Source organism: Okeania sp. SIO2C9, from assembly GCF_010672455.1.
Lineage (GTDB): Bacteria > Cyanobacteriota > Cyanobacteriia > Cyanobacteriales > Microcoleaceae > Okeania.
Map to the genome: position 1 here is coordinate 100,639 of NZ_JAAHGO010000025.1, position 14,948 is coordinate 115,586.

At 35.3% G+C, this 14,948-nt stretch carries 9 protein-coding genes; 7 read left to right on the top strand and 2 right to left on the bottom strand.

The features are described 5' to 3' along the window. Positions 1 to 326: 326 nt before the first annotated feature. Entirely contained in the window at positions 327 to 2,129 is a 1,803-nt protein-coding gene (locus F6K23_RS20270) for a hypothetical protein (RefSeq protein ID WP_293159155.1), read from the top strand. A 168-nt stretch (positions 2,130 to 2,297) separates the two neighbouring features. Here F6K23_RS20270 and F6K23_RS20275 read toward each other — a convergent pair whose 3' ends face one another. Then, positions 2,298 to 3,425: a hypothetical protein gene (locus tag F6K23_RS20275; protein WP_293159157.1), complete on the bottom strand. Its 1,128-nt coding sequence runs from the start codon at positions 3,423 to 3,425 to the stop codon at positions 2,298 to 2,300. Between the two features lie 449 nt (positions 3,426 to 3,874). Here F6K23_RS20275 and pgl point away from each other — a divergent pair, with 449 nt between their 5' ends. From pgl to F6K23_RS20300, 5 genes are all read left to right on the top strand, one after another. Continuing rightward, complete coding sequence (gene pgl, locus F6K23_RS20280) at positions 3,875 to 4,582, top strand: 6-phosphogluconolactonase (RefSeq protein ID WP_293159159.1); 708 nt, start codon at positions 3,875 to 3,877, stop codon at positions 4,580 to 4,582. 562 nt (positions 4,583 to 5,144) lie between these two features. Further along, the gene (locus F6K23_RS20285; protein WP_293159161.1) at positions 5,145 to 5,951 is read left to right on the top strand and encodes an FHA domain-containing protein; all 807 of its coding nucleotides are present in this window, start codon (positions 5,145 to 5,147) and stop codon (positions 5,949 to 5,951) included. A gap of 764 nt (positions 5,952 to 6,715) precedes the next feature. Next, positions 6,716 to 6,892 carry a hypothetical protein gene (locus F6K23_RS20290; protein ID WP_293159163.1) on the top strand — a complete coding sequence of 59 codons (177 nt, stop codon included), beginning with the start codon at positions 6,716 to 6,718 and terminating at the stop codon, positions 6,890 to 6,892. A gap of 833 nt (positions 6,893 to 7,725) precedes the next feature. Further along, entirely contained in the window at positions 7,726 to 8,622 is an 897-nt protein-coding gene (locus tag F6K23_RS20295; protein WP_293159165.1) for a PRC-barrel domain-containing protein, read from the top strand. Between the two features lie 29 nt (positions 8,623 to 8,651). Next, on the top strand, positions 8,652 to 9,071 hold the full coding sequence (locus F6K23_RS20300) for an FHA domain-containing protein (RefSeq protein ID WP_293159167.1): 420 nt from the start codon (positions 8,652 to 8,654) through the stop codon (positions 9,069 to 9,071). Positions 9,072 to 9,640: 569 nt separating this feature from the next. On the opposite strand, the gene F6K23_RS20305 is transcribed toward F6K23_RS20300, so the two are convergent. Further along, the gene (locus tag F6K23_RS20305) at positions 9,641 to 10,891 is read right to left on the bottom strand and encodes a DNA cytosine methyltransferase (protein WP_293159169.1); all 1,251 of its coding nucleotides are present in this window, start codon (positions 10,889 to 10,891) and stop codon (positions 9,641 to 9,643) included. A 316-nt stretch (positions 10,892 to 11,207) separates the two neighbouring features. On the opposite strand from F6K23_RS20305, the gene F6K23_RS20310 reads away from it, so the two are divergent. After that, the gene (locus F6K23_RS20310) at positions 11,208 to 14,261 is read left to right on the top strand and encodes a DUF4347 domain-containing protein (RefSeq protein WP_293159171.1); all 3,054 of its coding nucleotides are present in this window, start codon (positions 11,208 to 11,210) and stop codon (positions 14,259 to 14,261) included. Positions 14,262 to 14,948: the final 687 nt, after the last annotated feature.

Genomic DNA, 14,948 nt, shown 5'->3' on the forward strand with positions numbered 1-14,948 from the left:
GTATCCTTCCAAAGTGAATATTTCATTCAAGATGATGCACGACAACATATATTTTGGATGGGTCGTTTTTTAGATGCAGAATTATTTCCTCAAGATTTCATTGCTGACTATTTTCAATCAGTAGCTCTTTAGATGCAGAATTATTTCCTCAAGATTTCATCGCTGACTATTTTCAATCAGTAGCTCTATAATCAAGTTAAAAGTTAAAAGTCAAAAGTCATGCATTCAAAAGTAATAACTTACAATAAATTGGAAAAAATGATTCAGACTCAACAACGATTGGCAATCATATCATTTATTATAACATCGCTAATCTATAATCAAATATGACAAATCCTTTAATATCCAAATTAAGAATTAGTAGATTTTTATCGCTCTTACATCAAAATTTGATCAATCGAAGCTGGATATTCTGGTTTGGTTTAAGTTTAGCTATTGTCTTAACTTATGGTTTTGAATCTCTAAAAGTATCCTTCCAAAATGAATATTTTATCCAAGATGATGCACGACAACATATATTTTGGATGCGTCGTTTTTTAGATTCGGAATTATTTCCTCAAGATTTCATTGCTGACTATTTTCAATCAGTAGCTCCGTGGGGGTATAAAACTTTTTATTCGCTCATCACATCTTTAGGTATCGACCCCATTTTTTTAGGTAAATTATTACCAATATTTATCGGATTAATTTCGACAATTTACTGTTTTGGAATAAGTTTACAAATTCTACCTATTCCTGCCGTAGGTTTTTTTAGTTCATTGATTTTAAATCAAACTTTATGGATGGAAGATGACTTAGTTTCTGCTACTCCCAGAGCATTTTTCTATCCACTTTTTTTAGCATTCTTATATTACTTACTCCGAAATTCTTTCTTTCCTGTATTAGTAGCGATCGCTCTCCAAGCTATTTTTTATCCTCACACTGTTTTACTATCAGTAACTATCTTAACTATTAGACTATTTTCCTACGATAAAAAACGGTTAAAATTTACTTCAGTCCGATTAAATTATTGGCTATGCTTAGGAGCAATCATAACTGCTGCAATTATACTTTTACCATACAAACTTTCTGCTACGGAATTCGGGTCAATTATTACTGCTGCGGAAGCTAAATTACAACCAATTTTTAACTATGTTGATGGTAACTATGGCAGAGCATTCTTTTTTCACGAAAATCCTTTGATTTTTTGGCTAATAGGACCGAGGAGCGGGATATTATTTTTAGGATTTTTACCTCCACTAGCGATCGCTTCATTATTCTTACCTTTTGTACTGGGAAAAAGTCAAAAATTTCCTCTGGCAAAACGGGTTTCTTTAAAGATAGAAATATTAATTCAAATTTTACTAGCATCTATTGGATTATTTTTCCTAGCTCATGCTTTTTTGTTTCAGCTTCATTTCCCCAATAGATATGTTTATCATAGTATGCGAGTCACGATCCCAATAGCTGCTGGTATTGCTTTAACAATATGGTTGGATAGTTATTTGAATCAAGTTATTTCTCAGCTAAAAAATGGCTTAACTTTTCTACAAAGAATATATCTCGGCTGCACAATTTTATTATTAGCAATATTAAGCATTATTCCTTTTTCCCAAGACCTAACTATAGATAATCAGTTCTACATTAAAGGCAAAGAAATAGAATTATATGAATATTTACTAGCACAACCGAAAGATACATTAATTGCTTCCATATCTAAAGAATCAGATAATATTCCTACTTTTGCCCAACGTTCCACTTTAGTCGCCCAGGAATATAGTTTGCCTTATCATACAGACTATTATGCTCAGTTTAGTCAAAGAGCAAAAGATTTAATTCAGGCTCAATATACTTCTAATCCAGAAGAGGTTAATAACTTTATTCAAAAGTATGGAATAGATTTTTGGTTACTCGATCTAACAGCTTATAATCCTAGATATGTAGCTGATAAAGAATTAATTAGTCAGTATGATTTAGCAGAGACAATTATTTATCAACTAGAGCAAAATATGATTCCTGCTTTATCCGTTACTATTGAAAATTGCACAGTATTAACAAGTAAGAGAATAGTCTTATTGCCAACATTATGTATTCAAAATGAGTTGAGGAAATTTACTCAAATTTCAGGAGAGGCAATAATTAATTATTAATTATTAATTATTAATTATTAATTATTGAACAACATCATGTATTCAAAATGAGTTGATGAAATTCACTCAAATTAAGTAAGCATTCCGCAAACCTTGTAGGGACGTTCCATGGAACGTCCCTACTGTGGTCTATCCAAATCAAAACTGCTGTAACCATTTTAATTATTGTTAAAAAGGATTATTCCAACGTTCGCCATATCCACGATTAAAACTATTATTACGCCTGGAGAAAGGGTTATTTGAAGGATTTGATGGTACGTTTTGATTTACCTGATTAGGATTAACTCCAGAGTTATATTGCTGTTGCTGATTTTGCGGATATCCTTGATTACTATAATAACTAGGAACTCTTCCATTGTTAACTCCATTTACTCCATTTTGATTATTAACTAAATTATTAGGTACTGTTGGTAATGAGGGTAGATTTGGATTAGTAGGTTGCCCTTGGAGAGAATAGTTAGATCCTGGTGAATTGCTTGGATTATTATTTTGATTTGCCGTACCCGATCTATCTGTATAATAAGGTTTTGGTTGATTAATATTTATCGGTGGTAAAGGTGAATTCAAATTATTGTTTTGTGGAGATTGATAACTATTGGATGTTGAAATTCCAGGAAGAGGAGAAGGTTTAATATCTCTAGGTTTGATCTCAGTGGGAGAGAGGTTAAAATTATTTTTTTGAGGCTGATAATTTGAGGTTGCTCGAGATTGATTATTAGAGCGCAGATAATCATCCATAGCATTCTGTAGAGGATTTACAGGTTTTTCCTTTTTCTCTTCTTGATTGTTTTGGTCTAATATATTCAGACTGCGTAACAGAGGAGAGGTTAATAATTCAGAATTATCTAATTGATTTTGAGGAGGAATATTAGGAATTGTTGTTTGAGGTTTAGGTATGGCTAAATTTTCTTGAGATTTTGTAGCGTTTTTTTGTGGAGTAGATTCATTTTTGCTTTCTTCTTTTAGCTCATTGGGTAAAATTTTCTGAGGAACTACTAAGGGATTAAATTGAGAGTTTTCAGAATCTTTTAAATCTTTTATTAACACCGAAGAACTGTCAATATCGCTCATGATAGAAATTTCTTCAGGAGATAAATTTTCACTTACAATATCTCCGCTTGTTACTGAATCATCATCTTCAAGAGTTAACCATTCTGGATGGACTGTTAATTCCCAAGCAAATAATAGCACTAAAGAAGCTACACCAATTGGCCCCCAAACTAAGGGTTTCGTCAGATGACGAAATCTGGCTCGAAAGTAGCGTATGGAATTGGGTAATTTTTTGGGAGTAGACATAGGTTTTGTTTTTTTATTAATGGTTTTTTCTCTGACATTAATCGCGGGATAACTAGAAAATTTTATTTATGAGACCTACACTAGAATTTTTTGAGATATTAGGAATTTTTTTAGGCCAACGTAATATTTGGAGCCAATAATAACTTTTGTTTCATTATTTAGTAATCGAACTAAAAATCTGCAAAAGGTGCATCCAGTGAGCAACAATAAACACACATACTATGATTTATCGCTCAAGAACTTTTTTTTCAATTGTTAATTACTAAACTGCTTACCACCTAAATTTTGCCATCATAAATACCTTAAGCAAATACTAATATTATTTGGGGTAACGAGATAAACTGACATCTGAATCAAAATCGCTGTAGCATAAATTTGATGCCCAGATTTATCAAAGAATTATTATATTTCTAGGTAAGCACATTCTAGCACAACACAAATAAGCTCAAATGAACAAACAGATTAAATTATTACAAAGTAAAGAGGAGTTAATCGAGCAAGCCTTAGAAATTTGCTTGGCTAAAATTCAAGAGGCCATTTCACAGCGAGGCCAATGTACTATAGCTTTAGCAGGTGGAAATACTCCAAGACCGCTTTATGAGTCCATAGCTACTCAAAATCTACCTTGGGATAAAATTCATGTCTTCTGGGGCGATGAACGCTATGTAGCTCCTGACCACTCAGATAGTAACCAAAAAATGGCCAGGCAAGCTTGGTTAGACCGAGTTCCCATACCACCCACAAATATTCATGCTATGCCTACAGGAGCTGGAGACCCTGAAGCTGATGCTGATAGCCATGATGCTCATTTGCGAGATTTTTTTCAGGTCTCACCAGGAGACGTTCCTAGTTTTGATTTGATTTTACTGGGAATGGGTGGTGATGCCCATACAGCTTCCTTATTTCCCCATACAGATGCTTTGCAAATCAGCGATCGCCTCATTACTGTAGGGAATAAAGATGGCCAACCGCGATTAACTTTTACAGTTCCACTAATTAATCAGGCTGGTTGCGTCATATTTCTAGTTGCTGGTGCAGATAAACAAGCTGCATTGGATCAAGTATTTGCAGAAAAAGGGGATGAAATGAAATATCCTAGTCGCCTGATCCAATCTAAAGGGGAACTACATTGGTTACTAACTGGTGTTAATATTTAAGCACTGATTTGATATACTCTCCGGCAGTCAAGGGCGGAGATTCTCCTGAAACCAGGATTCTTGGTTTGCGCTCCGCAAGGCCACGCCAATACCGAATCCACTTAAATTAAATACCTTACGACATCTAATCGGTGAGATGATTCTCTCCCCAAGCATTTGCTCTATTCCAAGACCCTGTGGACTTATGCCCTACGGTATAGTTCAAACAAAAAAACTTTAGTTCTCTGGTACTTGTTGCTTAGAGCTTTTCCATCTACAAGCATTACTGTACAAAACCCCTCTTTTGGTCGGCGTTCCCATGGCGAGGTTTCCTCGCGGGGTTCCGACCGCTTGCGCCTGACGGCGATGGGGGGTCTGACCGCAGTTTTGAAGGTAATTAAGTAGCTATAGGTTTTTAGAGCGGTTGAATACCTTTGCCCTGTTTCCACAATAACACTATGAAGAAATATAATTATGTTAGCTATACAATGAATTAGGATTACTATAGAATCTGAAAGTTAAAGATAAGTATGATTCTTATGTCGGTATTTTGAGCGTCTGGCCGATAACGAGGAGTAGATCAATGATTGTCTGTCCGAATTGCAATCATCAGAATCCTGATGGAGCAACACAATGTGAAGCTTGCTACACTCCCTTACCTGTAACTACGAATTGTCCTAACTGTGGGGCAACAGTTCAAGTTGATGCTGCCTTTTGTGGTCAATGTGGCTTTGATTTGAAAGCTAGTACTGGTATGGAGGAAGGTCAAGTTTTATCTCAAACCGATCCAGCAGTGATGCCAACTATAGTATCACCAGTATCTGGCACGAATGCAGGTATGCCTTCAGAAGATATACCTGACTTATATCCACCAGATCCATTAGTGACTCTAGAACCTATACCAGTGTCTGGTACACCAAACTTAGAAAAATCTAGCAACATTAATACTCCAGTTCCTACTGAGGAACCCCCACAAACTATTAATGCTATTAGTAACCCTGTAGTAACTTCTCCATCTCCTACTGAAAAAACACCAATTCCTGCCAAGACTCAGTTACAAAAACAGTCTGCCAAGTTAATTCATATTAGAACAGATACAGATATTGAATTACCAGTTAATTTATCTGTAATTCATATAGGTAAGCCTAACGACCGAGTACCACCAGATATTGATGTTTCGGGATTTCCTGACTCTGAGGTTGTTTCTCGTAGTCATGCTGATATTAGAATAGAGGGAGATAGTTATTATATTGAAGATATAGGTAGTTCTAATGGTACTTATGTCAATAATACTTCTTTGACAAGAGGAAATCGACATAAATTGAGGCCAGGAGATCGAATATCTTTGGGCAAAGGAGATTTAGTTTCGTTCCTATTTCAAATTTCTTAGCTCAGTTTTTAGATTTTAGGGTCATTAAAATCCTCAGCTTAAGGTCTTCCTAGTGATTAGGAAGACATGAAGCTAAGTAACTTGACATACTCCCGACGTTGCGCATAGCGCGACAAAGCGGGATTCTTACATTATGAAAAAAATGACCGCTGTTTTGACAGAGGTGATGTCCTCCCTCTGTTTTTACCTTGATGATAACATGCATACCTTCTAGCTTGTCAAGAGTATAGGAAGGTTTTATTTGTGGAGGTATCCGACTATTTGCCCTGGCTTTCATCCCGACGCTCCCCTAATAGCTGCCGCCACCATCCTCCGCCAACGGGAGAGCGCGGGACTTCCCGCCAGGGAAGTTAAAATTGTAATTATCAAAAATTGTTTAAGATGTTCTACTGGTCTGTCAACTTTGAAATGATGTATAGATTTTTGTCAATGTCATTTTTAGGTAATGTTTTTTGGGTAATGTTACCCCTCAAAACTATCTTGACAGACCACTACTAAAATTTCTAATAGCAAAAGTGATTAGGCTAATACTGCTATATCCACTTCAGTATATGCTAGGCTGATTTTGGACTTTGGGAACTATAAATATAATTAAAATTGGGCATTATTTCAAATAATAATGTAGTTCTTTATAGTTCCATAGTTTGTCGTTATCATATTTAATTAAGACATAATCATTATAATTAGGAAATTATTAATTTATGTATCAGTGTTTTATGTAGGTTAACGCTCAATCGATTCTGAAGGTTAGTATAGTAAGTTTATTGACAGTGAATATTACTGGCTCTAAAGCAAAAATTGGTATATCTATTGACAAACAATTAGAAGTATCTAGTATTAAACAAAGGGAAAATTATAGTCAACTAAATGATTTAGACAAACTATATTTATATCTCGAATGTCAACAAAAACAATTCTTTGGGGATAAAAAAGATGAATAGTTTGATGAATAAATAATCTGATTTTTGTGATGACTTTTTCTAGATAATTTTACCTAATTTATGATTTATTTGAGTAATAAATTCAGATTAAGTTTGGTGATTGAGTTTTCTTTACTAGTTATATTATGTCCAGATAATTAGTGATAAAAAAAATTTCTCCTTCTCCTACTGTTTCTTATTCTTTCTTTCTTCCCTCCTGACTCAGTCCTCCTGACTCCTCTGTCATTTATTTATAACTGTTCAATCGGACATGATATTACTAGATAATAAAATTGGGTAATCTTGCTTTTGTTTGATCGTAATAGGTACAAAAATACTTTAAATTTTGAATATAATTTTAATCAAAAGTATAAGTAATTCTCTTTAAATAATACTAAATTTGTTGTACTTATATTAGTTATAGTTATATAAATAAAATGTAAGAAAAGGTAAGGGGGATTTGCAACAAATGTTTATTCAAATGACATAACTCTATGTTATTAAAAAAAATATGGTATGACACTATTAATATATAGCAATCAGAAATTATTAATGATAATTTTATTGCTTCGGTGTTTAGCATTCCCTATTTCCTGTACCTTAAAAGTCTAGGATATCTCACAACTCAAATAAGATTACTATAGTAATTAATTTATATTTTTGACCACAAATAATATCATTTATTTTTTACTTGTAGCAGCTCAATCATCCGGGGTAAACCCCTCACGAACAAGCCTTAAATAGCGTAAAATCCTTCCCGAACTGCTTAGTCCGCTCCCATTTATTTAGGGGTTAAATTTCCTTCTTAAATTGTTCAATAAATTTATCAAAATCATGTTTTAGGAGTAAAATTTATGAATAAAATACCAGAAGTAATGAAACATAGTCAACTGTTAAAGAGGTTGGTACTTGACCAAAAAACAGTTGAAGACCAGGGCCGAATAGAACAATTGTGCCTTAATACTCAATCTCATCAAGTCATAGGTTTTATATGTAAGTCTGGTATTTTTGGTAAACAGAAAAAAGTTTTTGCTTGGAAACAAATAGAGACTATTGGCACTGATGCTACTCTAGTTAATGGAGACTCAACACAAGAGAGTTTAGATGAATTCAATAATACTGTAAATATAATTGGAAATGAAGTATGGACTGATACAGGGGAGAAAGTAGGTTTAATTGTAGAATACCTTCTCAACATTAAAACAGGTGCAGTAGTTAATTATTTGTTTAAATCTAATGGGTGGCGAGGTGTTTTGAATAATATTTATTTATTGCCACCAGAAGCAGTTTCCAGTGCTGGGAATAAACGGGTAATAGTAGTCAATAGTTCTATAGAAAATCCTCAATGTTATACTGAAGGAGTTACTCAAAAAATAGGTCTGGTTCAAGATTTTTTACAAGAAGATTTAGTGAAAACTAGAGAACATATTAATGTAGCAAAACGTGAAGCAAAAAAATTACTTGTAGGTTTTCAAGAAACTGCTAAAGTTGTTAAAGAGCAAGCTCAAGAAAAAGCACAAGTAGTTACAGAGCAAGCTAAACAAAAAGTAGAAGAATTTCAAAGTAAGTCTACAGAAAAAAAGTCCAGAAAAAGTAAGCAAACTTCAAATGATTTTTCTACCAAAATTCAAGAAGTGACAGCAGAAGCTAAGGAAAAAATTGATGGGGTAAAGTCACAATGGGGAAAAAACTCTAACATTTCAAAAGATGATCGAGAAAACAGTATAGATGATTTACAAATACATCAATAATTTTAGTATAGTTAAATAAATTAGTATCAGTGATTACTTTAGCTTTATTACATCCAACCCAATTAGTTCCAATTCAACGTTGGAACTTTGAATCAAAATCATTAATTCACATAGGTAGAGCAAGTGATAATGATGTAATAATTTATAGTGCAGTAGTTTCTCGTCATCATGCAGAATTATGGAAAAATTCATCTGGTTGGATGATGGTCAATTTTGGTGCTAATGGTACTTATGTAAATAATGAGCCAATTATTCAGACATCAGTGGTAGACAATATGATTATTCGACTGGGCATTTCAGGGCCAAAGTTACAAATTCAAACTCAAGAATTAGCTTCTAAGTTTGCAAAACAAATTAATAAGTTATCTAGTAAAGAAATAGATATATTTAATGTTTTTGATAATAACGAATTGACAAATGATGATTTTACACAAACAGATTTTGATTAATTTGTAGTGATAGAAGTTAATTACCGAAAAATTGTGGGTATGCGCCTCCCCTTTTAAGGGGATAATAAGCGGTCGAGGGATGGCGAGGTCTCCTCGCCATATCCAATCGACTCCTGTGAAAAAAATTTTTCATTATTAGTCAATCCTCTTCTTTTCAAGGAGAGGTAATTATTCATTATTCATTATTCATTATTCATTGTTGAAACAGCTGTGCAAAAAATACTTAAAAATTACCTTCTTTGGTTAGGACAATAAATTTGAGTGAAAAGGGAGCAGAGAGTAGGGGAGTAAGGAAGACCTGGAGTGGAAAAAACTGTGAGTAGGAAAGAAACCGAAATATATCCTCTCTCTTGGTCGATTAGATATGGGGAGGTCTCCTCGTCATCCCACCCTATGGGAAGCTCCAAAGATCGACCGCTTTTTTTTAATTGGAGCTGAGGCGATCGCAGCTAAAATCATTAGGTAATTTGTCCTCAGTTCAATCAATACCATTACGGTTGCAGGACTGCGGGAATATGAAAATAAATAAATTCTGGGTTTATTTGTTAATTTGATTAATATAGTATCAACTAATTATTTTTTTTTCTACTTCTTGGCGCAATAGTATGTAGGTCTACCTGATATTTTTTAGCAGCTATAGACATATTAAACTGTAAATTTTCCCATTTTTCCAACTTAATTTTTTTTCCTCTAGGTTGAATTGGCTTAATATTTAAAACATGAATAATTTCTTGAGCTACCGCCTTTGCTAATAGGGGTGGAACTGAATTACCAACTTGTCTAAAACCATGCCATTTTGTTACATGAAATCTAAACCAATCAGGGTATGAATGTAATCTTGCTGCTTCCCTAACTGTGATACATCTAGGTGTAAATGGGTGTATTGGTCTTGGAGAAGTATATGCACCTTTACTACTTGGTGTTCCAGCTCTGAGTGTGTTACAAATACCATCAGGATTAAGTCTATAAAAGTGACTTACTGATTCAAATTTTCCTGGTGCTGTAGCATTAAATCTTTCTCTTGATTTTTCTGTATGTCTTGTGCGTAAACTAGAAGTTAAAATTGTTTTATCGTATTCGCGTTTATAAGAATAATCGTTATCAAAACGTTCAATATTACGCAATTTTCTAGCATATTTGCTTGGTTTGCCATAATCATTTTCTGCTTTTATCCAATCTCTTTTTAATAATTCTGGATAATTTTCTACTTCTGGTAAGTCTCCTATTGCCTCCTTAACAGTTATCAAGTTTTCTGATGTTTTACCTATAGGATAATTTGGTAGTATTAAACCTTTTTGACATCCGATTAAAAATAATCTTTCTCTATGCTGTGGTACGCCATAATTGACAGCATTTAAAATTTGGTAAGGTTGCTGAATTTGATAACCATTTTTATCGAATTTATCAATGACTTCCTCAAGAAAAAATTTATGTTTTCCTACAGTTAATCCCTTGACATTTTCTATGACAAAATATTTAGGTTTTAACTCTAAAACTAATCGAACGAAGTGAGTTATAAGTGTATTGCGTGGGTCATCTAAAGTGCGCTTTCCGATCAGAGAAAAACCTTGGCAAGGAGGACCGCCAAAAATTACATCAATTTCTTTATTTTGAATATCTGGTAACTGTCTAATATCATCTCCAGTAAGATCGACTATACTACGACATAATATTGGCCAAAAAGGAAAATTGAATTGATGAGTGGCACAGTGAATGGGGTCTAATTCTACAGAAGCAAGTATATCAAATCCTGCTTGTTCAAAGCCCAAAGTCATACCTCCTGCACCTGCAAATAAATCTATACCTATTGGTCGTTGCATATTATATTTCTCCGGAAAAGAGGCAGTAGGCAGTAGGGGGCAATAATTGATGATTTATGCACGATAATGGATTTTATTTTTGATTATCGGAGATGTCTATTATATCTCTAGATTTATACCAACTTAAAAAAAGAATGTTACGAATAATAAGTGCGATAAAAAGATTTTGTAGTAGATGTCCCTTTGACAAAAAAGAGAATTTACAACCTAAAAACTGTTATAGTTGCTTAATCTTTGACAAATTGTCTTTTGACAACATATTGACTGAAAGATTAGGGTATTTTTCTAACTTTTATCAATTTGAGGATTTGTCAAGATGAATTTAATCTTAAAAAAAACTATAGAATCAACAGCAATTAACCAAAAGTTGCAGCAAGTCGGACAGCAGAAAAGATTGATGGTAATTGACACTAGAGTAGAAAATTATCGCCAGTTAGCCACCGGAGTTACTCCACAAACAAAAGTTGCTTTAATTGACCCTAACCGTGATGGCATAGAACAAATTACCGAACTTTTATCTAACTATCCAACTAATAGTTTGCATATTGTCTGTCATGGCGATCCTGGAATTTTATATCTAGGAAAAACACCCATAAATGAGCAAAATATTGTCAAATATAGTGGATATTTGCAAGAATGGGGAACTATTGATATATTACTTTATAGTTGTAATATTGCCAGTCAATCAAATAACTTTATCCAACTTTTACATCAACTAACTGGAGCTAATATTGCTGCTTCCAAACATCAGGTGGGCAACCCATTAAAAGGTGGAACTTGGGATTTAGAAAGTCGCATTGGTTCAGTTACTTCAGAGATCGCTTTTTTACCAGAAGTTATTAAATATTATTCTGGAGTGTTTCACGGTTTACAATTCTATTTCGGTCAAGATGAAACAGGTAAAATCAGAGCCTATCTTGGCAAAGATGACAGTGTGAGTAATGGCTACACAAACCTATTTTCTGACGACTATCTCACTTTATCGCCAGTTGGGGTTTGGGATGACCGAGTAATAGAAGAATCAGATACTGCCTTCGACTATCGCTATACTGATAACGCATCCTATTTTCCTGGCTTTACACCACAAATAGATATGTTCTACGATACTCCTGTAGACGGTAGTCCAGCCGATGATTCTTTCGATCCCGAACGCAATACTTATTTCCAAGTAAACTTTTTAGATGAGTTGAAGGTCTGGGATGGTGAAAGTTTTGTGGCCACAGGTGGAGAGGTAATGACCTGGTATCAAGAAAACTGGTTGGTCAACGATGAAGGTGAATGGTATGTAGAATTCGCAAATGAAGTCACTACAGGGGAAGATGTTGTAGAAGGAGAACCATACTATTATGCAACATATAATGAACCTGGTAGCGACCACTGGCATTATGTCATGGAACTACAGGAAGGGAATTCACCTACAGGTATTGATGACGGACTTTACCTTTTGCCAATCAGTGTTGAGACTAATATTCCTGGTAGTGCTCCTTCCGATCCTGTTTATATTCTCTACAATCAAAATCTCTCTCCTGCTCCCGATGCAGACCAAGATACTATTCTGGCAGCTCAAAACTATCTGCTGGAAAACTTCGGCATGACTGAACCAGCTCAAGAATTTAAAGCCTTCTTAGACAGCAGTCAAAATGGAGTAGAGTCAGATGCTACAGGAGTTGCAACTTTTAGTCTCAATGCCGAACAAACAGAAATAGAATATACGATTCAATTAAATGGAATTGATCTAATTGAAGACCCCGCAGAACGTACCACCGATAATGCTGTTACCAAAATTCACTTTCACCACCGCGATTATGGCACTAATGGTAGTCACGTTTTGAATATCTTTGGGGCACCATCCGTAGATGATGATGACATTGAGATAGACTACGAAAATGAAACAATTACAGGTAAATGGGATTGGTCGGATGCTGCTGCCAATTTTGCTCGCCATTCTGAACCCAAGTCTGATGGGGTTTATGGTGACTGGACAGCCCCTGAATTAGAAATTGAAGTTGTTGAAGCTTACGATGATGGCACTTTAGGTATCAAACTACTAGATGGCGAACCTCAAGATGAACTCAATATTTTTGAGGGAACTCAGCTCAATTTTGGCAATGGCGCAACAGTTGAGATAACAGAAAACATTACTATCTCTAAGACAGAAAACAGCATAGTTGCAGCAAGTTTGCTAGAAGGAAGCGATGTTCCTACTGGAGAAATAGCCATTCTACCTACTGCTCAAATGCCGGGGACTCAACCAGTGACAACCTCTCTATTTAACCTATTTCATGGCAACCTATACGTTCAGGTCCATACAAACCAAAATCCAGAACCTGGTGATATTCGAGGTCAAATATTACCTGTGAGAACTTTGGAGGATGTGGAAGATGGAGTACTTCCTGGCGGTACGGGTAATGAATTATTTGAATTGAATGCTGCTGATGTGGGAGGTTTAGAGATTGAAGAAGTAGCTGGTCGCGAAACTTTGACTCTTGAAGGAATGGAAACTTCTATGTCAGACTTGCATCGAGAAGATACCGATCTAATTATAGATGTCAACCAAGATGGCAGTTTCCAAACAGCGGAGGATCTGACCCTCAAAGACTTTTTTGCAGAGGAAGTAGGAGAAGTTGGCACAGGTTATATTGAGTTAGTTGATGAGATTTCTGGTTCGGAAATTTTAACAAGTATTTCTTCTAGCAACAACGACCTACTTGAGGGAACTTCAGCAGACGATGTTCAGAAAGGTAACGGTGGTAACGATGTTATGTTTGGCTTTGCTGGTAATGACGAACTCTATGGCAACCGGGGTAACGATAGTATAAATGGTGGTGATGGTGACGATACTCTCAAAGGTGGTTATGAAAACGATATTTTGAAGGGGAATGGTGGCGACGATAGCTTAATTGGTTGGCTGGGTTTCGATGTTTTGCTTGGTGGCAGTGGAGAAGATAGTTTGAGTGGTGGTCTCGATCGCGATCGCCTCAACGGAGGAGAAGATGACGATATTCTTAGTGGGGGAGCGAGTAAGGATAAATTTATCTTTGCTGCTAATAAAACATTTAGTGAAGCAAATTTAGGCGTGGATGAAATTACTGATTTTGTATCTGGACAAGATCAAATTATCTTGGATGTGACTGTGTTCTCTGCCATTGCAACTACTCCTGGAGAAAGTCTAGATAGTAGCGAATTTGCTATAGTGGATGGTGAAGCTGATGTATTTACCGCTGATGCAACGATCGTTTATGATTCTGCTAATAGTACGTTATATTACAATCCTAATGGTAGTGAGAATGGTTTGGGAGAAGGCGATCGCTTTGCTATTTTCTCTAATGGAGAATCTTTGGAGGCAGATGATTTCCTAATCAGAGCTTGAGAGTTCCCGGGGAGACAAGTGTCTTAAAACTTACAGCAGTTTTCATTTGGGTAGATCACAGTAGGGATGTTCCATGGAACGTCCCTACGAGGTTTGATGTATAAAGACGTGGTTCATCAATTTGAAAAGCGCTGTATAATATCATGTCTGGTTGAACAGTGATAAATAAAGTAAGCATTCAGCTATGAGCAGTCAGCTATCAGCTATTGGTTTTAATTTAGGATAAAAGCTTTATTAATTGTCTTACGACAAAAGTTGTCTCCCTTGTTCTTAAGAGGATATCTGAAAAGTTGTTTAATACTGAATTTTGCCCCCTAGCCCCCCAATTATGGGGGGAACAAGAATCCATTACCTGGTAAAAGTCCCCCAATTTTGGGGGATGCGCGGGGGCGCGTGATGTAGCAAATGAGACTTCTCAAACAACCTCTAAAGTCAGTTTTTAATTTAAACATTGTCTTTAAGGAAAGAGTTTTGTTGCTAATAGCTGTTTGCCCAGCAGTCCGCTGGAAATGCTTACGTTTTTGGTTTTCATATTCTAGTGCTGCTACGCGGAAGTCATAAGTCATATCATGTCCGGTAGCATCGGTCTTGTATAGTAAATAGGCAACAGGCAACAGGCAACAGGCAACAGGCAAGAAAAAAACTTAAATTTCCTGCAAATATCCACGCCAACTTTTACACAAACGA